This is a genomic window from Polaromonas eurypsychrophila, from assembly GCF_014641715.1.
Lineage (GTDB): Bacteria > Pseudomonadota > Gammaproteobacteria > Burkholderiales > Burkholderiaceae_C > Polaromonas > Polaromonas eurypsychrophila.
Genome location: NZ_BMIG01000006.1, coordinates 163,779 through 184,571 on the forward strand (window position 1 = coordinate 163,779; position 20,793 = coordinate 184,571).

A 20,793-nucleotide genomic window follows, 5' to 3' on the forward strand; every position below is an offset into this window, starting at 1 on the left:
TTCAAACCGTGGCGATGTTCTTGCCGGCCAGGGCTTGACGAATGCCGCGGTTCATACGCTGCGCGGCAAAATTTTCGGTGCCATCGGCAAGCGCCTTGACGGCGGCTTCAATCTGCGCGGCATCGCCGTGCTGACGTATCCGGGCAAGTTCGGCCATCAGGCGATTTATGTCCGTTTTCTCCGCTTCATGCAGCAGATCGGCATCGGCGGTCAGCGCACTTTGTGTCGCCAGCAACATGCGGTTGGCATCGACCTGCGCCTCGGCCAGCGCACGCGCCTGCATGTCCTGCTGGGCGGTGGAAAAACTCTCCTGCAACATGCGGGCGATGTCCTCGTCGGACAGGCCGTACGAAGGCTTCACATCGATGCGCGCCTCCACGCCACTGCCCTGCTCTTTGGCATTGACACTGAGCAGGCCGTCGGCATCCACCGTGAAGGTCACGCGAATGCGCGCGGCACCAGCCACCATGGGCGGAATGCCGCGCAGCTCAAAACGCGCCAGGCTGCGGCAGTCGGCCACCAGGTCGCGCTCGCCCTGCACCACATGCAGCGCCAGGGCGGTCTGCCCGTCCTGGTAGGTGGTGAAGTCCTGCGCCATCGCTGTTGGGATGGTCTGGTTGCGCGGCACGATGCGTTCAACCAGACCGCCCATGGTCTCGATGCCGAGCGACAGCGGGATCACGTCGAGCAGCAACAACTCGCTGCCGGCAGCATTGCCGGCCAGCTGATTGGCGGAAACCGCCGCACCCAGTGCCACCGCTTCATCGGGATTCAGGTTGGTGAGCGGCTCGCGGCCGAAAAAGCTGCCGACCGCACGGCGCACCTGCGGCATGCGGGTCGAGCCCCCCACCAGCACCACGCCCTGAATGTCGTCCTTGCCCAGTTGGGCGTCGCGCAGGGCCTTTCGTACTGCCGTCAGCGTGCGCTGCGTCAGCGACGCGGTGGCTGCCTCGAAGTCCGCGGCCTTCATGTCAAATTGCACGTTAGCCCTTGTCAGGCGGGCGGAGAATGCTACTGAATCTGTAGCAGACAGGGCTTCCTTGCAGGCCCGCGCGGTCTGCAGCAGGGCCGCCTTGTCGCCTGGTGTCAGCGTGTCTGCTGCCACGCCGGCCTTGTCCAGCACCCATTGCACCAACGCGCGGTCATAGTCGTCGCCGCCCAGCGCCGAATCGCCGCCGGTGGACACCACTTCAAACACCCCCTGGCTCAGGCGCAGGATGGAGATGTCGAAAGTACCGCCGCCCAGGTCATAGATGGCATAAACACCTTCACTGCCGTTGTCCAGGCCGTAAGCAATTGCGGCAGCCGTCGGCTCGTTGATCAGGCGCAGCACATGAATGCCAGCCAGTTGCGCGGCATCCTTGGTCGCCTGGCGCTGCGCATCATCAAAATAGGCCGGCACCGTGATCACCGCGCCGAATATATCGTCGTTGAAGGTGTCTTCGGCCCGGTAGCGCAGGGTGGCCAGAATCTCGGCACTGACTTCGACCGGACTTTTTTCACCGGCGACTGTCAACACGGCGACCATACCGGGTTTGTCGATCAATTTGTACGGGAGTTGAGCCCGGCTGCCGATGTCCTGCATCCCACGGCCCATCAGGCGCTTGACAGAAGCAATTGTGTTTTCCGGGTCTTCGACCTGGGCAGCCAACGCCTCGTATCCGATCTGGCGGGTCACAGCACCGCCGGCATCCAAGCCGTAACGCACCACGCTGGGCAAGATGGCACGACCCTGGACATCGGGCAGGCATTCTGCGATGCCGTTGCGCACACTGGCCACCAGCGAGTGCGTGGTTCCCAGGTCAATGCCGATGGCAATGCGCCGCTGATGCGGATCTGGCGTTTGGCCAGGTTCGGAGATTTGCAGTAAAGCCATGGGTCTGGAGTCGCGCTGTATTTGTTATGAGAGCCTATTGTCCCAGCGCGTCGATGCGCGCATCGACCTCGGCGGCAAAACGCTCAATAAACATAAGGCCTCTCACCTGTCGGGCCGCAGCAGGAAAGTCTTTCGTGACATCCAGCAGTTGCTCTATTTTTAATAGCTGCTCGCGCTTGCTGGACGTGGCCTGGGCAGCAATTTCATCAATATCTTCGATCGCGTCCGCATCATCCAGCGCTTCGCGCCATTGCATCTGTTGCATCAGGAAGTCGGCGGGCATAGCGGTATTGTTTTCTGCCTCGATCGGAGCGCCGTGTATCTCACACAGATACATGGCCCGCTTGAGCGGATTTTTCAGGCGCTGGTAGGCCTCGTTGATGCGCACCGACCACTGCATGGCCAGGCGCTGCGCAGCAGCGCCCTGCGCCACAAACTTGTCGGGGTGCGCCTCACGCTGAAGCTCTTTCCAGTGCGCATCGAGCATGGCGCTGTCCTGCGCAAACTGCACAGGCAAGTCAAAGAGTTCGAAATCGTTGGATTGAAGCGAGGGCACGGCGGTAAGAAATTTTTGTGATGGAAAGCGTAGCGAGCGATCGTCAGGCTAGGCGCACGGAGCGCAGCAACCGGAACGTACTCAGGTACGTGAGGATTGCGAGCACCGCGCAACGACGCATGGCGGCCGCGCAGTAGCTTTACACACAAAAATCACACCCGAAAAGATTCGCCGCATCCACAGCGGTCGCGCTCATTCGGATTTATGAACTTGAAGCCCTCGTTCAGACCTTCGCGCACAAAGTCGAGCTGGGTGCCGTCGATGTAGGCCATGCTTTTGGGGTCGACCAGCACCTTCACGCCGTTGTCCTCGAACACCACGTCTTCGGGCGCGATTTCATCGGCATATTCGATCTTGTAGGCCAGACCGGAGCAGCCGGTGGTTCTCACGCCCAGACGCACGCCAACGCCTTTGCCGCGCTTGGTCATGTAGCGGGTGACGTGACGTGCTGCGGCGTCGGTGAGGGTAACGGACATGGTTCGCAGATCGATTGAAAAGTTAGTGAGCGTGCTTGAGCTTGTAGTCGTTGACGGCAGCCTTGATCGCGTCTTCGGCCAGGATGGAGCAATGAATTTTCACCGGTGGCAGGGCAAGCTCTTCGGCAATCGCACTGTTCTTGATGCTTGCCGCTTCGTCCAGGGTCTTGCCCTTGACCCATTCGGTCACCAACGAACTCGACGCAATCGCCGAGCCGCAGCCGTAAGTCTTGAAGCGCGCATCTTCAATCACACCCGTCAGCGGATTAACCTTGATCTGCAGCTTCATCACGTCGCCGCAAGCTGGGGCACCCACCATGCCGGTACCTACCGTGTCGTCGCCTTTTTCAAACGAACCCACGTTGCGGGGGTTTTCATAGTGGTCCACCACTTTTTCAGAATAAGCCATGATCAATTCCTTTCGTCAAATTCGCTTCTTTTCCAGTGACAGCGTGGAACCGGCTTTGCCGGGCCACAGCTGTCGCCCCCTTGAGGGGAGGCAGCGCAAGCTGCTTCGGGGGTGTTCCAATTCAGTGAGCAGCCCACTGGATGGTGGACAGATCCACGCCTTCCTTGAACATTTCCCACAGCGGCGACAGATCACGCAGCTTGGCCACGTTTTCCTTGATCGTCGCCACCGCGTAATCGATTTCTTCCTCGGTGCTCCAGCGGCCGATCGTCATGCGCAGGCTGCTGTGCGCGAGCTCATCGCTGCGGCCCAGAGCGCGCAGAACATAACTGGGTTCCAGACTAGCCGATGTACAGGCTGACCCGCTGGACACTGCCAGGCCCTTGATGCCCATGATCAGCGACTCGCCTTCCACAAAATTGAAACTCATGTTGAGGTTGTGAGGCACGCGTTTGTCGGCGTGGCCATTAAGGAAAACCTCTTCCACGTCTTTCAGGCCGGCCAGCATGCGCTCGTGCAGGGCACGAATACGTTTGTTTTCCTCGTGCATCTCGGCCTTGGCGATGCGGTAAGCCTCGCCCATGCCGACGATCTGGTGTGTCGGCAAGGTGCCGGACCGCATGCCACGCTCGTGGCCGCCACCATGCATTTGCGCCTCCAGGCGCACTCGCGGCTTGCGGCGCACGTACAGCGCGCCTATGCCTTTCGGGCCGTAGGTCTTGTGCGAGGTCAGGCTCATCAGGTCCACCGGCAGGTTTGCCAGATCGATGTCCACACGCCCGGTCGCCTGAGCTGCATCCACATGGAAAATCACGCCCTTTTCGCGGCACAAAGCGCCGATGGCCGCAATGTCCTGAATGACGCCGATCTCGTTGTTGACGTACATCACGCTCACAAGAATCGTGTCAGGGCGAATAGCAGCCTTCAGAACTTCGATGTCCAGCAAGCCGTCGGCCTGCACGTCGAGGTAAGTCACTTCAAAACCCTGGCGCTCAAGCTCGCGGCAGGTATCCAGCACCGCTTTATGCTCGGTCTTGACCGTGATCAGATGTTTGCCGCGCGTCTTGTAGAACTGCGCCGCGCCCTTGATCGCCAGGTTGTTGGACTCGGTCGCACCACTGGTCCAGACAATCTCGCGCGGGTCGGCGCCAATTAAATCGGCCACCTGCTCTCGCGCTTTTTCAACAGCGGCTTCTGCCTCCCAACCCCAAGCGTGGCTGCGCGAGGCCGGGTTGCCAAAATGCTCGCGCAACCAAGGGATCATGGCGTCGACCACCCGTGGGTCACACGGGTTCGTGGCGCTGTAATCCATGTAAATGGGAAAGTGAGGGGTTTCCATGTGGCTAGCTTTTTATCTCATTGCTGGCGTGCAGCATCAAAAAAAGACGGCAGTCTGCCGCCGGTATGACCGGCAGCGACCGGCCGGGATCAGGACTTCGAGAACGCGTTGCCGAGTGCAAACACCGAATTGGGTGCATTGACCCGCATCGGCTTGGCTACCGGCGAGGTGAAGATGGCTTTCTTCACCATCGGGGTGTTCTCCACCACCACACCTTTGGCCAATTGTTCGTCCACCAGCTTTTGCAGGGACACGGAGTCAAGAAACTCCACCATGCGACTGTTCAGCGAAGCCCACAACTCGTGCGTCATGCAGCGGCCGCCTTCACCGAGACAGTTTTCCTTGCCGCCACACTGGGTGGAATCAATGGGCTCGTCCACCGAGACGATGATGTCAGCCACGGTGATCTCGGCAGCCTTGCGGCCCAGCGTATAACCGCCGCCAGGGCCACGGGTGGATTCCACCAGCTCATGGCGGCGCAACTTGCCGAACAGTTGCTCGAGGTAAGACAGCGAAATCTGCTGGCGCTGACTGATCGCAGCCAGGGTAACGGGACCGTTGTTCTGGCGCAGGGCCAAGTCAATCATTGCAGTGACCGCAAAGCGGCCTTTGGTCGTGAGGCGCATTTTCAAGCTCCTTAAAAAGTTGGCTTGACTGTCGTTTGGCTCACCTTGCAAGGCTTGTGACCTTGCAAGGAACTTTTCTCCACCCACCCCGGCCAATTGGCCTTTTCAGCTCGGGACTTTGTTGTTTTGTTTGTTGTTGACTAATTTCGTCAAGTATACCACAGAGACGCCCCAAAGAGAGGCCATCGGTCCCTCTGTGGACCGGCAAAACCACCCGACACGTCATCTGTCCCTTTTTTTGGAGTACGGCGCAGCCCGGCAGTTCCCGAGAACCGGGAAAGGTTATTGCGGCAAGCCCTAAGCGGCGGCTGGTAGGGGTGGAATGTTGTCGGCTCCCGGCGCGCCGAAGGCCTGCGCTTTCAGAACATGCAACTGGTCGCGGACTTTCGCTGCTTTTTCGAATTCCAGGTTTTTGGCGTGTTCGATCATCAGTTTTTCCAGCCGCTTGATCTCGCGGGCGATGTCTTTCTCGCTCATGTCCTCGACCAGCGCTTTTTGCATCTCCAGCTTTTCCGCTTCCTTGCCGGATTTTTCGCTGTAGACGCCGTCGATCAGGTCTTTGATGCGCTTGACGATGCTGCGCGGCGTGATGCCGTGTTCGAGATTGAAGGCGATCTGCTTGTTGCGGCGGCGCTCGGTCTCGTCCATTGCCTTTTTCATCGAATCAGTGATGCGGTCGGCATACAGGATCGCCCTGCCGTTCAGGTTGCGGGCGGCCCGGCCTATGGTCTGGATCAGGCTCCGCTCAGCGCGCAGAAAACCTTCCTTGTCGGCATCGAGGATGGCCACTAGGCTGACCTCGGGAATGTCCAGGCCTTCGCGCAGCAAATTGATGCCCACCAGCACGTCGAAGGCGCCCAAGCGCAAATCGCGCAGGATCTCCACGCGTTCCACTGTGTCCACGTCACTGTGCAGGTAACGCACTTTGACGCCGTTGTCGGTCAGGTAGTCGGTCAACTGCTCGGCCATGCGTTTGGTCAGGGTGGTGATCAGCACGCGTTCGTTCTTGTCGACCCGAATGCGGATCTCCTGCAGCACATCGTCCACCTGGTGGGTGGCGGGTCGCACTTCAACCTCGGGATCAACCAGCCCGGTGGGCCGCACCACCTGCTCGACCACCTTGCCGGCATGCTGCTGCTCGTAAGCAGCGGGTGTCGCCGACACAAAAATCGCCTGGCGCATCTTGGCTTCAAACTCCTCGAACTTCAACGGCCGGTTGTCCAGCGCGCTCGGCAGGCGAAATCCGTATTCGACCAGCGTGGTTTTGCGCGAGCGGTCGCCGTTGTACATGGCGTTGAGCTGACCGATCATCACGTGGCTCTCGTCGAGAAACATGATCGCGTCCTTGGGCAGGTAGTCGCACAAAGTAGACGGCGGCGAGCCGGGCGGCGCTCCACTCAGGTGGCGGGTGTAGTTTTCGATGCCCTTGCAATGGCCAATTTCACTGAGCATTTCCAGATCGAAGCGCGTGCGCTGCTCGATACGCTGGGCTTCGATTAGCTTGCCGTCGCCGATAAACTGTTTGACGCGCTCGGACAGCTCCAGCTTGATGGTTTCGACCGCGGCCATGACCTTGTCGCGCGGTGTAACGTAATGGCTTTTAGGGTAAACCACAAAACGCGGCACCTTTTGGCGGATGCGACCGGTCAGCGGGTCGAACAGCGAGAGTGTCTCGATCTCGTCGTCGAACAGCTCGATGCGAATTGCCAACTCGGAATGTTCGGCGGGAAACACGTCTATCACATCGCCCCGCACACGGAAAGTGCCGCGCGAGAAGTCTTGGTCGTTGCGCGCGTACTGCATGCGGATCAGGCGCGAAATCACGTCGCGCTGGTTCATCTTGTCACCGGTGCGCGCGATGAAACGCATCTGCGTATAGTCCTCCGGCGCACCAATGCCGTAAATCGCGCTGACCGTCGCGACGATAATGGTGTCGCGCCGCTCCAGCACGCTTTTGGTCGCCGACAGCCGCATCTGTTCAATGTGTTCGTTGATCGCCGAATCTTTCTCAATGAACAGGTCGCGTTGCGGCACGTAGGCCTCGGGCTGGTAGTAGTCGTAATAACTGACGAAATACTCGACCGCGTTCTTCGGAAAAAACTCGCGAAACTCACTGTAGAGCTGCGCTGCCAGTGTCTTGTTGGGGGCAAAAACGATGGCCGGTCGGCCCAGACGGGCAATCACATTGGCCATGGTAAAGGTTTTGCCCGAACCCGTGACGCCCAGCAGGGTCTGGAACACCTCGCCATCGTGGATGCCTTCGACCAGTTGCTCGATCGCCACCGGCTGATCACCGGCCGGCGGATACGGCATGAACAACTCAAATGGCGAGTCCGGAAAGCGCACAAACTCGCCTTCAACGGAGGCCGTACTCGACTCTGACATGACTTCAATCACTTCTGGCATAAAACCCCCAATTCTGGCCCGCTAAAATCTGGGGCAGCCAAACAGAATACGACATTTGGCAGGCGCGCGGAATCTTGAGGCCGACGATCTTCCGACTGTCTGCGTAACACCCGGTAAACCAGATGGCATGCCGGATCGTTTAAAAACACAAACCACTCTTCCAGAGGATTTTCATGTCGCTTTTCTCCGCCGTCGAAATGGCCCCCCGTGACCCTATATTGGGCCTGAACGAGCAATTCAATGCCGACACCAACCCGGCCAAGGTCAACCTCGGCGTGGGCGTGTATTACGACGACAAGGGCAAGCTGCCGTTGCTGCAATGTGTGCAGATTGCCGAAAAAGCCATGATGGAAGCGCCCAAGCCGCGCGGTTATCTGCCTATGGACGGCGTCGCTGCCTATGACGCAGCCGTCAAAACACTGGTGTTCGGCGCGGACAGCGAACCGGTCAAAAGCGGCCGAGTCGCCACAGCTCAGGGTATAGGCGGCACCGGCGGTCTGAAGATTGGCGCCGACTTCCTGAAGAAGCTCAGCCCCAACGCCAAAGTTCTGATCAGCGACCCGAGCTGGGAAAACCACCGCGCCTTGTTCGCCCAAGCGGGCTTCACGGTCGAAAGTTACCCGTATTACGACGCAGCCAAACGCGGTGTCAATTTCGACGGCATGCTGGCCGCGCTCAATACTGCGGCAGAAGGCACCATCGTCGTGTTACACGCCTGCTGCCACAACCCAACCGGTTACGACATCACCAGCACTCAGTGGGACCAGGTGATCGCTGCCGTCAAGGCCCGCAAACTCACTGCCTTCCTGGACATGGCCTACCAAGGCTTTGGCCACGGCATTGTGGAAGACGGCGCAGTGATCGGCAAGTTTGTCGCTGCCGGCCTCAATTTCTTTGTCTCGACCTCGTTTTCCAAAAGCTTCAGCCTTTACGGCGAACGTGTCGGCGCCCTGTCGGTGCTGTGCGAAAGCAAGGAAGAAGCCGAGCGTGTGTTGTCGCAGATGAAGGTCGTGATCCGCACCAACTACAGCAACCCGCAGATTCACGGCGCCACCGTGGTCGCCAACGTGCTCAACAACCCCGAGCTGCGCGCGCTCTGGGAAAAAGAGCTGGCCGAAATGCGTGTGCGCATCAAGGCCATGCGCCAGAAGCTGGTGGACGGCCTGAAAGCCGCCGGCGTCAAGGAAGACATGAGTTTCATCACGACCCAGATCGGCATGTTTAGCTACTCGGGCCTGAGCAAGGACCAGATGGTGCGCCTGCGCAATGAATTCGGCGTCTATGGCACCGACACCGGCCGCATGTGTGTCGCTGCGCTGAACAGCCAGAACATCAACCACGTCTGCGCGTCCATCGCCAAGGTTCTGTAACCCGGCCCATGGTCGATGTGGCGCAGCGTTTTGTGCAGGACGCCCTGCGCAACCGCTGCAACCAGGTCTTGCTGAAACGCCTGCCTGAACTGAACTTGCCGGACACCTGGCTGGTCGGCGGCTGCCTGTTTCAGACCGTGTGGAACCTGCTGGGCGGCCAGCCGCCGGAGGCCGGTATCCGCGACTACGACATCTTCTACTTTGATGTCGACGACCTGTCCGAAGCCGCGGAAACCGCCGCGAATCTGCGCGCACTACAAATCTTCGGTGATCTGGGCGTGCAGCTCGAAGTCAAAAACCAGGCGCGGGTCCACACCTGGTACCCGGCGTACTTCGGCCGGCCCTGCCCGCCGCTGCAAAGTGCCTGTGGAGGCGTGGACCGGTTTCTGGTAGGCAGCACCAGCGTCGGTATGCAACAAACACAGGGACAGACAAGCGTATACGCGCCTTATGGCCTGGCTGACCTGTACCAGGGCACCCTGCGCTGCAATCCCCGTGTCGACCACGGCGCCTTGTACAGCCAGAAAGCCCGCGACTACCAGGCGCGCTGGCCGTGGTTACAGCTTCGGGAATAAGCATCTAAAGTGGTCTGAGCCCATAGCCAGAAAGCTCAAGCAGCTATTAAATCAGGAGCAAATCTTGGCTAGACCAGTGTCTCGCCGCACATGTGCTCACCCAGAAAATCCAGAAAACTGCGCACCGCCGGCACCTGGCCGCGACGCGATGTAAACACGGCATGCGCCACCCCGGCGCGCAAGGCCCAGCCCGGCAGCACCGGCACCAGCAATTGCGCCTGCTGCTCGGCCGCACTCATCGACTCCGGCAAAAAACTCATACCGGTGCCGGCCAGTACCGCCAGCTTCAGGGTCTGCAAATCGTCCGCGACATAACGCGGCTGGTGCTGCAGCACAAACTCCCTGCCGTCGGGGCCCAGCAGCGTCCAGGAGGAGCGACCGTCGGTCCAGGACATGGCAACCGTGTCGAGCAGGTAGAGGTCTTCCGGCTTGTCAGGCACGCCCTGGCGGCGCAACAGGTCCGGGCTGGCGAGCAAACGGCCGGCGCTGGGGCCGAGATTCTTGATGATAAGGCTGCCGCTGTCCTCAAGCGTGGGGCGTACACGCAGCGCGATGTCCATGCCTTCTTCCACCAGATCCACAATCCGGTTGGTGACCCGCATGTCGACCTTGACCTGCGGGTACAGCGCCATGAAACGCGGCACCAGGTAACCCAGCGTGCTTTGCGCCAGCGTGACCGGGCAACTGATGCGCAGGGTGCCGCGCGGCTCGACCTGCAGTTGCGCCACCGCCTCGTCGGCAGCCTGGGCCTCGTCGCGCATCGCGCTGCAGTGGCGCAGGTAAATCTCACCGACCTCGGTCAGCGACAACTTGCGGGTGGTGCGTTGCAGCAGCCGCGCGCCCAGGCGAGCCTCAAGCTCGGCCACGCGCCGCGACAGCCGTGATTTGGGCAGGCCCAGGGCGCGACCGGCGGCGGCAAAACCGCCCCGCTCCACCACTTCGGCGAAATACAACATGTCATTCAAATCCTGCATGATTCGTCTCTATTGTCCTGTTGATAGAACAATGTATCGCGATTTTTCCGACTTATCAACCAATCGACTCACCAACACAATCTATCCACGGTTGAGATCAGAGTGAACTCGACCAACAACCCGAACGACTGTTTCAAGGAATCAAATCATGAGCAAGCTTCTTCACATCGATTCCAGCATCCTCGGCGGCAACTCGGTCTCGCGCCAGCTCACGGCCCAGATCGTGGCCTCCTGGCGCGCCAGCCATCCCGCAACCGAGGTCAGCTACCTGGACCTGGCCGCAGACGCGCCCAGCCACCTGTCGGCCAACTCCCTGGGATTTCGCCTGCCCGCCGGCAGCGCGCTCAGCGAGGTGCAGCAGCGTGAAAACGCCGTGTCTGAAGCGCTGGTCACACAGTTTCTGGCCGCCGATGTGATCGTGGTCGGTGCGCCGCTGTACAACTTCAGCATTCCGAGCCAGCTCAAGGCCTGGATCGACCGCGTGGCGCAAGTCGGCCGCACCTTCTCGTACACCGACAAGGGACCGGTCGGCCTGGCCGGCGGCAAGACCGTGATCGTGGCGTCTTCGCGCGGCGGGATGTATTCGACCAGCGAGGCCGGCAATGCCACCGAACACCAGGAAAGTTACCTCAAGGTGGTGTTCGGTTTCTTCGGCATCACCGACCTGCGTTTTGTTCGCGCCGAAGGCCTGGCCATGGGTGAGGCTGCCAAAACAAGTGCGCTGGCCGCTGCCGAGCTGGAGATTAAAGCCGTTGCCACGCCGGCTGCCAACCAGCCTGAAGCCGCGCTGGCCGCATAAGGCGTTGGGTTCTACGCGCCCGCGGCCTTGCGTCGCGCCGCGCGCTGGAACAACACCGTCGCGCCCCAAAGCAGCACGCCTATGCTCAGCAAGGCAGCGGCAATGGTGTACTGCACCGGGTCGCGGCCGGTCCAGGGGCCAAGCAGGAGGACGCAGCACAGGGCCGCAACCACTGGCAACACCACGGATGTGCGAAAGTGCCTGTGGTCGACTTTTTCCCTTCGCAGCACCAGCACCGCGATGTTGACCACTGTGAACACGGCCAGCAGCAGCAGCGCGGTGGTGCCACCCAGGGCCGGTATCTCGCCGACAAAAGTGATCAGGCCAAAGGCCAGCAAGGTCGTGAAGCCGATCGCGACATAAGGTGTGCGGCGCGCTGCATGCACCTTGCCCAGCAGCGGCGGAAACACACCTTCGTGGCTCATGCCGTAGACCAGACGTCTGGCCATCAGCATTTTCATCAGCGCGCTGTTGGCCGCCGCAAACATGGTGATGAAGCCAAACAGCTCGACTGGAAAGCCCGGCGCGCCGGCCTGCACCACCTGCAGCAGCGGGGTTTCGCCTTCGGCCAGTTTCTCGGGCGGCACCAGCGAGGTGCCGGCAATCACCGACCAGAAAGCGCTGCCGCCGTCCATCGTCGTCTTGAACTCCATCACCCGGCCGACATCACCTTGCCCCGTGCCTATGGCCCAGAAACCGATACAGATGATGATCAGCAAACCGGTCAACTCGACACGGGGCAGCAGCACATTGGCCTTGACACTTTCCCCAACACCGCGCAGGGTCACCGCCGCCACCATTGCCATGAAGACCAGGCCCACGGCCGTGACGCCAAAGCCTGCGCCCAGGTCCAGCCCGAAGGCACCCGACAGCTTGGCCGCAAAGGCACGCGATGCGGTGGACGCCGAGGTGATGGCCGAACACATTACCGTGAACGCGACGAGGAAAGTGATGAAATGCACGCCGAAAACCTCGTGCGCATACAGTGCTGCGCCGGCCGGGCGTAGGTACATGGTCACCAGCTCCGGATAGCTGAAGGCAGTGACCAGCGCCACCGCAAACGCCAGCAGAAACGGTAGCCAGACCACGCCGCCCACCTGTTTGGCGACCTAACCGGTGAGGGCGTAAATGCCAGTGCCCAGGATGTCGCGACGATGAACAGCAGCAACAGCCAGGGGCCCCATCACGCGGTGCAGTGAAGGTTCGGCCGCTGTGCCGGCTTACGATGGGGTGTTGTCGGCGCCGGCCATGGTCAGGCCTGGTTTTGTTTTACCCAGGCCACGTAGGCGTCGACCCAGGACTGCAGGAATTTTTTGCTGGCTTCGCCAATGTTGCCGGCCTCGTCGTACAGGCCTTCCTTGTTGTGAATGAAGGCCTCTGGCTGGCCCAGAGTCGGCATGTTCAGGTAGGCCAGGATGTTTCGCAGGTGCTGCTGCGCCAGTGCGGTACCAACGGGGCCGACCGAGGCGCCGATCACAGCGGCAGGCTTGCCGTTCCAGACACTTTCGCCATAGGGGCGCGACGCGTGATCGATGGCGTTTTTCAGCACGCCGGGGATGGATCGGTTGTACTCTGGCGTGAAAAACAGCACGCCCTGCGCAGCTGTGATCTCGCCTTTCAGGCGCGTCACTGAGGCCGCCGGGCTGGCGTCGTCTTCCTGGTTGTACAGCGGCAGGTCGTCAATGCGTACCTGGGTAAAGCTGAACTCCGTCGGGAACAGCTTTTCAAGCGCCTTGGCGAGTTTGCGGTTGAAGGAATCCTTGCGAATGCTGCCGACGACAACGGCGATGGTGTATTGGGTCATGGGTTCTCCTGAATGGGAAAAATCTAAAAACGACAGGCTCATTATGCAAAGCAGCCGGCCCCCTTTGTCCCTCACCAGTCTGCCGCATCCGATGTAGTATTTATTCCCTTCTTTTCCCGCCATTTCCCGGCGCTTACAAAGGCTTTCCATGAATCAGGAACTCACACACCCGGAACAGGTACCCGCGGTAAAGGCCCTGCTGTTCGACCTGGGCGGTGTACTGATCGACATTGACTTCGGGCGCGCCTTCGAACACTGGCGATGCCTCTCGGCGCTGCCGCTGGAAGGCATCCGGGCCGCCTTTCGCTTCGACGACGCCTATGAAAAACACGAACGCGGCGAGATCGGCGCCACCGAGTACTTCGCACACCTGATCAATAAACTTCAGCTGCGGGACGATCCCGAAGGTATTGCCCAGGGCTGGAACGCCATCTTCACCGGACAGATCACCGAAACCCTCGCGCTGGTAAATGCCGCACGTACCTCCCTGCCCTGTTATGCATTCAGCAACTCCAACGCCGTGCACCAGGCGGCCTGGTCGCGTATGTACCCGGCAGTGGTGCAGGCCTTTGACCGGATTTTTGTGTCGTCCGACATCGGTTTTCGCAAGCCCGAGCGGCGGGCCTTTGAACACATCGCCCGTGAGATCAACACCCCTCCCGGCGCGATTCTGTTTTTTGATGACCTGGTCGACAACGTGACCGGCGCGCGTGCTGCAGGACTGCAAGCCGTGTTTGTGCGCAGCCCGGCCGATGTACGTGTGGCGCTGGCGGCGCTCGGCTGCATGCTTCCGCTGCCAACGGCATCACCCTAGCCATCGCCCTGCCCGAAGTGCTGCATCAAAGGCCGTCGGGCTGCTTGCCCGGACGACCGGCCGACGCGGCAATCTCCGCCCAGGATTTGCCATCGGCCCTGAGCTGCTCCACCGACGGCCCGGTCGTGTTTCCATACTCCGCCAGGCTCCTGGCCTCGATGACGGCCAATGCTGCCGGGGGCGTCATGTCGCGGTAAACCTGCTTGAGCCGGTCGCGCTCGCCTGCCGCCCAACGCGCGACCTGCTCCTGCGCCACGCCGGCGCCAAGCATGCCCGATACCTGCACACCGAGTTCTGCCACCGCGCGCTCGTACGCCAAACGTAAATCTGCCATGGCCTGAATTTAGCCGTTTCGTGCAGCACCAGCGATACGGCTTACACGGCGGACCCTCCGCTGGTGCTGGGCCCAGAACATTTTTAGGGAGTCTGCCAGGTCCACGATGTCCGGCAGCGCCGCACCCGGCCCTTCAAGCTCATGCGGTTTCGGCTGGCAGACACAGTGCTGTTACAGGGCTACAAACAGGGCATGTCCCCCGCTCCACGTCCGCACGCCACAGCAAACCAGCCAACAAGCACACGCAGCCCGCGCTGGGGCCGCTGGATTTTTGCGCTGCTGTGGGGCGCGGCCGTGGCCGGCGGCTACGCGGTCTACAGCGGCGCGCTCATCATCCCCGAACGCTTCAACCCCTGGGCTGCGCTGGATGTCGCGGCGCCGCCCAACTTTCTCACGGCCACAAAGCTGGCGCGGGCGCGCGGCGATCCCGCCCGCTGCCTGGCCGCGCTGGCGCAGACCGGGATGCGCTACAGCCCCTTGCCGGACCGTGTCACCGGACCGGGCTGCGGCTTTGAGAACGCTGTTTTGTTGCGTGAGGCCGGTGTGCGCATAGGCGCGCCAGTGTCGCTCAGTTGCCCGATGGCCTTGTCGTTGGCCATGTGGGAACGCCACGCGCTGCAGTCAGCGGCCGTGCTGCATACCGGCCAGCGCATAGCGGCCATCAGCCACCTGGGCAGCTACGCCTGCCGCAATGTCAACCGCGGCGATGGTGCGGCCCCGAATGCACCGCCCGGCAACCGCAGCCAGCATGCCACCGCCGATGCGCTGGACATCGCGGGCTTCACGCTGACCAATGGCAAATACATAGCCGTTCTGCGTCAATGGCAAACCGATGATGCCGCCACCGTGGCCGGATCGGACGCGCTGTTTCTCAAGGAAGCCCATCGCAGCGCCTGCCGCTACTTCAACGGAGTACTGGGGCCGGACTACAACGCTGCCCACCGCGACCACTTTCATCTGGAAACCGGCGGTTACGGCATGTGCCGATGAGCCTCTTGCGCGGATTTAGCTCCTTTTTTGATAGCTGGTTGCACCCGTCCAGTATGGGCTGAGGGGCGGATTTGGTTCGAAAATATCAGGCCGCACAGCGGAAGGTCAGGTTGATGCGTCGCCGGCCCAGCAATACGTGGTGGCCGTCGGCCAGCGCGGCCACCCCGTGAAAAGCCAGCCGCGCCGGCCCGCCCCAGACCACCACATCGCCGTGCTGCAGCCGGTACCGCTGCGGCCTGTCACTTCGCTCCGGCGTGCCGAACAAGAAGACGGCCGGCAGGCCCAGCGACACCGACACGATGGGCGCTGAAAAATCGTTTTCATCCTTGTCCTGGTGCAGCGACAGTTTGCTGCCCGGCAGGTACTGGTTGATCAGACAGGCATCGGGCACGAACCCGTCGAAGCCGACCTCTGCGGCCGCGCGGGCGGCAAGCTCACGCCAGCTTCCCGGCATGGGGGGCCAGGGCTGGCCTGCGAGCGGATCCTCCCTGGTATAGCGGTAGCCGCGCCTGTCGGAGACCCAGCCCAGCGGGCCGCAGTTGCTCGTGGCCACCGACATGGTGTGGCCACCCGGCGTGACCAGGTGGCGCAATGGCGCGGCGGCCAGCACCCCGTCCAGCGCTGCCAGCAGCTCAGCCCCCGCCTCGCGCGCAAAGCCGCGCAGCAGCGCGGCGCCGGGCGCCAGCGTCTGCTGCGCTGGCTCGGATGTATTGATGTCTTCAAACAGGTCTGTCGTCACGCAACCATTGTCCCCGGCCGGGGCTTATTGCGCGTCATGAAAAATAATGCCCAGGGTGTGACGCTGGCCGGCGCGCACTTCGCTCACGCCGTGGCGCATGTTGACGCGGTAAAAGCCCCGACTGCCGGCCACCGGCCGGTGCTGCACGGCAAACACCACCGCATCGCCCTGCGCCAGCGGCACCACCGTGGCGCGCGACTGCATGCGCGGGCGCTGTTCGGTTAGCACAAATTCGCCGCCGCTGAAGTCTTCCCCTGGCCGCGACAGCACAATCGTGACCTGCAGCGGGAACACATGCTCACCATACAAGTCCTGATGCAGGCAGTTGTAGTCGCCCCCGGCATATTGCAGCAGCAGCGGTGTCGGCCGCGTTTGCCCCGCCGCATGACAACGCGCCAGGAAAACCGCGTACTCCAGTGGGTAACGCACGGCAACGCCCATGGCTTCGTTCCAGCGGTTGGCCACATCGACCAGCAGTGGGTACAGCGCGCTGCGCAACTGCTGCACCAACGCCGGCAGCGGGTAGTTGAAGTACTGGTATTCGCCCCGGCCAAAGCCATGGCGCGCCATCACGACGCGGCTGCGAAAATTGTCGGCCTGCGGGTAAAGGCGGCTGATGGCCAAACACGCGTCCGGACTGAGCAACTGCGGCAGCACGGCACGGCCATGCAATTGCAGCTCGTCAGTGAGCAAAGCCCAGTCTCGGGCGGCTGATGAGATTGAAATCGCGGTCGGTGTCATGGTGGCCCAGGAGTTGTGGAGCGCCAGCTTAGGCGGCTTGCCATGGCCAGACTCGCCGAAAACGGACATCTCGCCGCCGAGTCACGCACTCAGGCCGTGATCAAGCCAGGACCCTGGCTGTGGCCGGATTTATGCAGCAAATCGGGCTCTAGCCCATATGCAGCAGGCGCAAGTAGCTATTTTATTGATAGCGAAAGAACCGCAAGGCCGTTGAACCCGAGGCGCCTAAACCGGACTGGCGACGACTGCACCTTCGTGTGGCCACGCGCGGGGCCGGCGCCAGACGGGGGCTTGCCCCCGCACAGGCAGTTCAGGGCTCGCCGCTGGCAAGCTCGAGGGGCGGCTGTTGGCAAACTCCGGCAAGTATGCGGCAAGGTCGTCAAAGTTGGCCACGATCCATGGCCCCACCCAATGGCGAACCCAGCGCGCCAGCGCGATCCGCGGGTCCCCCATGTGCAAGCTGTTGGCAAACCGTGGACTGTTGAATGCGCGCGCCACGCAACGCTCGACCAGGGGCGTGGCTTCATCGGCCACCCAATCCAGAAACGCAGGCGACATGCGCAGGTGGCTCGCCTTCACAAGATCAATGACCAGATCATCCAGCGCCGCGACAGCAACGATGGAGGCTTGATTGGTGGAAATAGTTTGGGTACGAATCATGAGTCTAGGCTTTAAGAAGCCTGATCTTGAAGGTGCGGCATGACACCATGATGTCGCCAGAGCCGGCGACTGAATTTTTTCAGTGCTCGGGCGGCAACAGCATCGCAATACGCTCGCTCAGGCCATCGGCTCGCTCGGGACCCGCGACTTCCTCGACATTGAGAATGATGTCGCGGGCAATCGCCATCATGGACTCGCGGTCACGCGCCTCGCGCAACTGGTCGCGGTAATGCTTGGCCAGCTCCGGCATCTTTCTGACGAACATCCGCTCGCAAATGTCAAACAGAAACATGCGTGTGGTCGCCAGCGAACGCTTGCCTTCAAAGTTGTCACCCTGGGGGCCAGGTGCAGGTGCAGGTGCAGGTGCAGGAATAGCTGCAGCCACGGGCAAGGAAGGGCTTGGCAATGGCGGTGCATAAGAGGCCTGCCGCGCCAGTGCCGGTTTTTTAACAGGCGTCATACCAGCGCTTTCCGCTCCCAGCACGATCAGGTAACCGTCGACGATCAACTTTTGCAGGATGCGACCGTCGTCTTGCAGCAAGCCCTGCATTTGGTCACGCGTTTTGAGGCCGTCCGCAAGAAAAAGCGCTCCGCGCTCACGCACGTTGAGCACGCGTGCCCTGGAGGCAAGCTCGAGTTTGGCTTTTTCTGATCTGTGTAGCTGCATGGTGCGGCGCAAACGGCCCAGACTGTAAGAATCTGTGAATCGTAGGCACGGCGTATGTCCAGCACATGACAGACAGCACGACGCGTATCACGCTGCGCGGCAAAACAAAAGATACCCCGACTCAGAGCGCGTGAAACTTGGCCCAGCGCACGATGTCGGCTGCACCCATGGCGCCAGCCTGGCGCGCAAGCTCATGGCCGTTGTTAAACAGGGCCAGGGTCGGGATGCTGCGGATGTTGAAACGCGCGCCCAGCGCGGGCCAAGCTTCGGTATCGACCTTGGCGACACGAAAGCCGGGCTCAAGCTGGGCGGTGGCCTGCGCGTAGGCGGGCGCCATTTGCAGGCAGGGGCCACACCAGGGAGCCCAGAAATCGACCAGCACCGGGATCTGGCTGCGGCTGATATGGCGTTCAAACGCGCCCTCACCCAGCGTTACCGGATGGCCCGTGAACAACATCTTGTGGCAGCTACCGCAGTCGGGCGCCTTTGCCAAGTCGTCCTGGCGGACGCGGTTGGTGGTGTGGCAATGCGGGCAGACGATGTGCAGAGGGTCAGCCATCGTGGCTTTCGTGTTTGCCCGGCGTGCGTTTCAGCGCGGTGTCAGCTACTGGCTTCGTCCAGCGCCTTGCACGAAGGCGCGCAAACGGCGTGCGACTTGCCGAGCACCTTGCGGGTGCCCATTTGTGAACGCGGGCGGTGTTTGCCACACATGAAACAGGACATGGTCGCTGCGCCGAAGGAAGCGGATGCAACAAACGGCGAACCCGACACCTTGGATTTGTAGCGCAGCCCGTCGGCGAGGACAGTGGTTTTGGCATCAGCTCTGGCCATAGGGGGTTCCTTTATTGGATGAGCGCATGGCGCGCTCGATAACTTGCCTGGCTTGCTGCTCGGCGCTGAGGGATGTTTGCAGCGGAGAGCGGCATAAACCCGCGTACTGGTAATTGATATTTTCGTACAACTCGGCCGCAGCCGGGTGGGTATCGAGCAAAGCCCCCAGCTCCATGCCTGGCGTCACGTCGCCAAAGGCCTCGACCAAGTGGTTCACCACAGAAAGGTATTGCTCCGGACCGACCGGTTGCTGGCTGTGCTCCAGACGTTCAAGCAACTCTGCGAGAACGTGGGTCACGGTCAGGTTGGCGCTGGAAGGGGTGTGGGTGGTGGTCATGCATCAAAGCTGGGGGGTCCGGGCCGAAAAACAAGCGTCAGAGCAGCCATTTTACCCGCAGCCTGTGGCCCGGCAGCGCCTGGTGGCCACGCCATTCACTATTATTTTCATAGCGAACCAGGACCGACGGACAGGCTCTGGAGCACGATTTTCTCAGTATTTCAGGGTTCCTGCTGGCCACGGCGGACAAGCTCAGAGTTTCCCGCACAAGTCGCAGCCCGCCTACAGCGGGATGCAGCAGGAGCCGACGACGCAGGCGGCGCGAGTCTGAAACACTTTGAATCGTCAACCGGTCTTCGCCGGTTCTGCCAAAGGCCACCGTGCATTTCAAGCTGTTTTACCGCCTCGCCCGGCAATCCATTGCCGCCTGGATCGACGATTACGCGCCGAGCATGGGGGCGGCGATCTCCTATTACACGGTGTTCTCGATCGCACCGCTGCTGATCATCGTGATCGCGGTCGCCGGGCTGGTCTGGGGCCGCGACGCCGTACAGGGCGAAATCGTCGCCCAACTTACCGGCCTGATCGGCCAGGACGGCGCCACCGGCGTGCAGGCCCTGATCGAAAGCGCCAACAAGCCCGCCGCAGGGGTGATTGCCACGCTGATCAGCGTGGGCGTGCTGCTGGTCGGTGCGACCACGGTGTTTGCCGAGTTGCAAAGCGCGCTGGACCGGATCTGGGACGTGCCGCCCTCGCAAAAGGCATCTGGCATCTGGGCCACCTTGCGCGCGCGGCTGTTGTCCCTCGGTTTCATCCTGGGCCTGGGCTTTTTGCTGATGGTGTCGCTGGTCTTCAGCGCCGGTGTGGCGGCTTTCGGGGGCTGGGCCGACGGGCTGTTCCCGGGCTGGGAGTTGTTGCTGCAGGTGGTCAACACCGCCATCTCGCTGGGCATTTCCAGCCTGCTGTTCGCCATGATCTTCAAACTGATGCCGCAGGCCCGGGTTAGCTGGCGCGATGTCTGGGTGGGTGCAGCGGTTACCGCGGTGCTGTTCGAGGTCGGCAAGGCACTGATTGGCCTGTACATCGGAAAAAGCAGCGTGACCTCGTCGTTCGCAGCGGCGGGTTCGCTGGTGGTACTGCTGGTGTGGGTTTATTACTCGGCGCAGATTTTCCTGCTGGGTGCGGAATTCACCTGGGTGTTTGCCCACGAACATGGCTCACTGCGCGGCGAGGCTGGCACCCGGATGGCCCCCGCTGCTGCGGCCGCACCGGCAACCGCCGCGGGAAGCGTGCTTGCCCCGGCGGTCGAAGTGCCGCGCCGCAGCGAGAAGGCGGACAAAACCGTACCGATGTTGGCAACGTCTGCCGCAGCCCCGTCTCCCGCTCGTCGCCGCACTGCTCGGCCCACATTGAAACAGCGCGCCATCGTTTATGGCGCCGCCTCGGGCGCTCTGTTGCTGCTGTCCTTCCTGCTCAAAAAAAGGCTCACCAGGCAGTCGCTGGCGCCTCCGCCTTACTGAGCCCGACGGC

Annotated in this window: 24 protein-coding genes; 6 read left to right on the forward strand and 18 right to left on the reverse strand. The window is 61.6% G+C overall.

Going from position 1 to position 20,793, the window contains the following annotated elements:
* Position 1: 1 nt before the first annotated feature.
* The 7 genes from hscA to uvrB form a co-directional block, all read right to left on the reverse strand.
* Complete coding sequence (gene hscA, locus IEX16_RS10355; RefSeq protein WP_188708405.1) at positions 2-1,876, reverse strand: Fe-S protein assembly chaperone HscA; 1,875 nt, start codon at positions 1,874-1,876, stop codon at positions 2-4.
* A gap of 34 nt (positions 1,877-1,910) precedes the next feature.
* Complete coding sequence (gene hscB, locus IEX16_RS10360; protein WP_188708406.1) at positions 1,911-2,432, reverse strand: Fe-S protein assembly co-chaperone HscB; 522 nt, start codon at positions 2,430-2,432, stop codon at positions 1,911-1,913.
* Positions 2,433-2,584: 152 nt separating this feature from the next.
* Entirely contained in the window at positions 2,585-2,908 is a 324-nt protein-coding gene (gene iscA / locus IEX16_RS10365; protein WP_188708407.1) for an iron-sulfur cluster assembly protein IscA, read from the reverse strand.
* 22 nt (positions 2,909-2,930) lie between these two features.
* Positions 2,931-3,317, reverse strand: a complete 387-nt coding sequence (iscU, locus tag IEX16_RS10370; protein WP_188708408.1) for a Fe-S cluster assembly scaffold IscU — start codon at positions 3,315-3,317, stop codon at positions 2,931-2,933.
* A 121-nt stretch (positions 3,318-3,438) separates the two neighbouring features.
* A complete protein-coding gene (locus tag IEX16_RS10375) occupies positions 3,439-4,656 on the reverse strand; it encodes an IscS subfamily cysteine desulfurase (RefSeq protein WP_188708409.1) in 1,218 nt (405 codons plus the stop codon).
* 89 nt (positions 4,657-4,745) lie between these two features.
* Positions 4,746-5,282, reverse strand: coding sequence for a Fe-S cluster assembly transcriptional regulator IscR (gene iscR / locus IEX16_RS10380; protein ID WP_188708410.1), 537 nt, complete (start codon positions 5,280-5,282; stop codon positions 4,746-4,748).
* Between the two features lie 297 nt (positions 5,283-5,579).
* Positions 5,580-7,688: an excinuclease ABC subunit UvrB gene (gene uvrB / locus IEX16_RS10385; protein WP_308421332.1), complete on the reverse strand. Its 2,109-nt coding sequence runs from the start codon at positions 7,686-7,688 to the stop codon at positions 5,580-5,582.
* A gap of 173 nt (positions 7,689-7,861) precedes the next feature.
* Between uvrB and IEX16_RS10390 the strand changes: the two genes are divergently transcribed.
* Positions 7,862-9,058: an amino acid aminotransferase gene (locus tag IEX16_RS10390; protein ID WP_188708411.1), complete on the forward strand. Its 1,197-nt coding sequence runs from the start codon at positions 7,862-7,864 to the stop codon at positions 9,056-9,058.
* Positions 9,059-9,066: 8 nt separating this feature from the next.
* A complete protein-coding gene (locus tag IEX16_RS10395) occupies positions 9,067-9,633 on the forward strand; it encodes a nucleotidyltransferase family protein (protein ID WP_188708412.1) in 567 nt (188 codons plus the stop codon).
* A 68-nt stretch (positions 9,634-9,701) separates the two neighbouring features.
* Here the strand turns inward: IEX16_RS10395 and IEX16_RS10400 are convergent, their stop codons facing one another.
* On the reverse strand, positions 9,702-10,607 hold the full coding sequence (locus tag IEX16_RS10400) for a LysR substrate-binding domain-containing protein (RefSeq protein WP_188708413.1): 906 nt from the start codon (positions 10,605-10,607) through the stop codon (positions 9,702-9,704).
* Positions 10,608-10,755: 148 nt separating this feature from the next.
* On the opposite strand from IEX16_RS10400, the gene IEX16_RS10405 reads away from it, so the two are divergent.
* Entirely contained in the window at positions 10,756-11,406 is a 651-nt protein-coding gene (locus tag IEX16_RS10405; RefSeq protein ID WP_188708414.1) for an FMN-dependent NADH-azoreductase, read from the forward strand.
* An 11-nt stretch (positions 11,407-11,417) separates the two neighbouring features.
* Here the strand turns inward: IEX16_RS10405 and IEX16_RS10410 are convergent, their stop codons facing one another.
* Both IEX16_RS10410 and IEX16_RS10415 read right to left on the reverse strand, forming a co-directional pair.
* On the reverse strand, positions 11,418-12,494 hold the full coding sequence (locus IEX16_RS10410; RefSeq protein WP_229676284.1) for an APC family permease: 1,077 nt from the start codon (positions 12,492-12,494) through the stop codon (positions 11,418-11,420).
* A 164-nt stretch (positions 12,495-12,658) separates the two neighbouring features.
* A complete protein-coding gene (locus IEX16_RS10415; RefSeq protein WP_188708415.1) occupies positions 12,659-13,210 on the reverse strand; it encodes an NADPH-dependent FMN reductase in 552 nt (183 codons plus the stop codon).
* 148 nt (positions 13,211-13,358) lie between these two features.
* Between IEX16_RS10415 and IEX16_RS10420 the strand changes: the two genes are divergently transcribed.
* Positions 13,359-14,024 (forward strand): HAD-IA family hydrolase, encoded by a 666-nt coding sequence (locus tag IEX16_RS10420; RefSeq protein WP_188708416.1) that lies wholly within the window; start codon positions 13,359-13,361, stop codon positions 14,022-14,024.
* Between the two features lie 25 nt (positions 14,025-14,049).
* Here IEX16_RS10420 and IEX16_RS10425 read toward each other — a convergent pair whose 3' ends face one another.
* Positions 14,050-14,358, reverse strand: coding sequence for a hemagglutinin (locus IEX16_RS10425; protein WP_188708417.1), 309 nt, complete (start codon positions 14,356-14,358; stop codon positions 14,050-14,052).
* A gap of 192 nt (positions 14,359-14,550) precedes the next feature.
* Here IEX16_RS10425 and IEX16_RS10430 point away from each other — a divergent pair, with 192 nt between their 5' ends.
* Entirely contained in the window at positions 14,551-15,348 is a 798-nt protein-coding gene (locus tag IEX16_RS10430) for an extensin-like domain-containing protein (protein ID WP_188708418.1), read from the forward strand.
* Positions 15,349-15,433: 85 nt separating this feature from the next.
* On the opposite strand, the gene alkB is transcribed toward IEX16_RS10430, so the two are convergent.
* The 7 genes from alkB to IEX16_RS10465 all read right to left on the reverse strand — a co-directional run bounded on the left by alkB (position 15,434) and on the right by IEX16_RS10465 (position 19,323).
* Positions 15,434-16,087 carry a DNA oxidative demethylase AlkB gene (alkB, locus tag IEX16_RS10435; protein ID WP_188708419.1) on the reverse strand — a complete coding sequence of 218 codons (654 nt, stop codon included), beginning with the start codon at positions 16,085-16,087 and terminating at the stop codon, positions 15,434-15,436.
* 24 nt (positions 16,088-16,111) lie between these two features.
* Positions 16,112-16,828, reverse strand: coding sequence for a 2OG-Fe(II) oxygenase (locus IEX16_RS10440; RefSeq protein ID WP_188708507.1), 717 nt, complete (start codon positions 16,826-16,828; stop codon positions 16,112-16,114).
* A 225-nt stretch (positions 16,829-17,053) separates the two neighbouring features.
* Positions 17,054-17,488, reverse strand: a complete 435-nt coding sequence (locus IEX16_RS10445) for a hypothetical protein (protein WP_188708420.1) — start codon at positions 17,486-17,488, stop codon at positions 17,054-17,056.
* Between the two features lie 79 nt (positions 17,489-17,567).
* Positions 17,568-18,155, reverse strand: coding sequence for a hypothetical protein (locus IEX16_RS10450; protein ID WP_188708421.1), 588 nt, complete (start codon positions 18,153-18,155; stop codon positions 17,568-17,570).
* A 121-nt stretch (positions 18,156-18,276) separates the two neighbouring features.
* Positions 18,277-18,714, reverse strand: coding sequence for a thioredoxin TrxC (gene trxC / locus IEX16_RS10455; RefSeq protein ID WP_188708422.1), 438 nt, complete (start codon positions 18,712-18,714; stop codon positions 18,277-18,279).
* A gap of 41 nt (positions 18,715-18,755) precedes the next feature.
* Positions 18,756-18,986, reverse strand: coding sequence for a hypothetical protein (locus tag IEX16_RS10460; RefSeq protein WP_188708423.1), 231 nt, complete (start codon positions 18,984-18,986; stop codon positions 18,756-18,758).
* Complete coding sequence (locus tag IEX16_RS10465; RefSeq protein WP_188708424.1) at positions 18,973-19,323, reverse strand: hypothetical protein; 351 nt, start codon at positions 19,321-19,323, stop codon at positions 18,973-18,975. The genes IEX16_RS10460 and IEX16_RS10465 overlap by 14 nt, the downstream gene beginning before the upstream one ends.
* A gap of 320 nt (positions 19,324-19,643) precedes the next feature.
* Here IEX16_RS10465 and IEX16_RS10470 point away from each other — a divergent pair, with 320 nt between their 5' ends.
* On the forward strand, positions 19,644-20,783 hold the full coding sequence (locus IEX16_RS10470; protein ID WP_229676285.1) for a YihY/virulence factor BrkB family protein: 1,140 nt from the start codon (positions 19,644-19,646) through the stop codon (positions 20,781-20,783).
* The last annotated feature ends 10 nt before the right edge of the window (positions 20,784-20,793 follow it).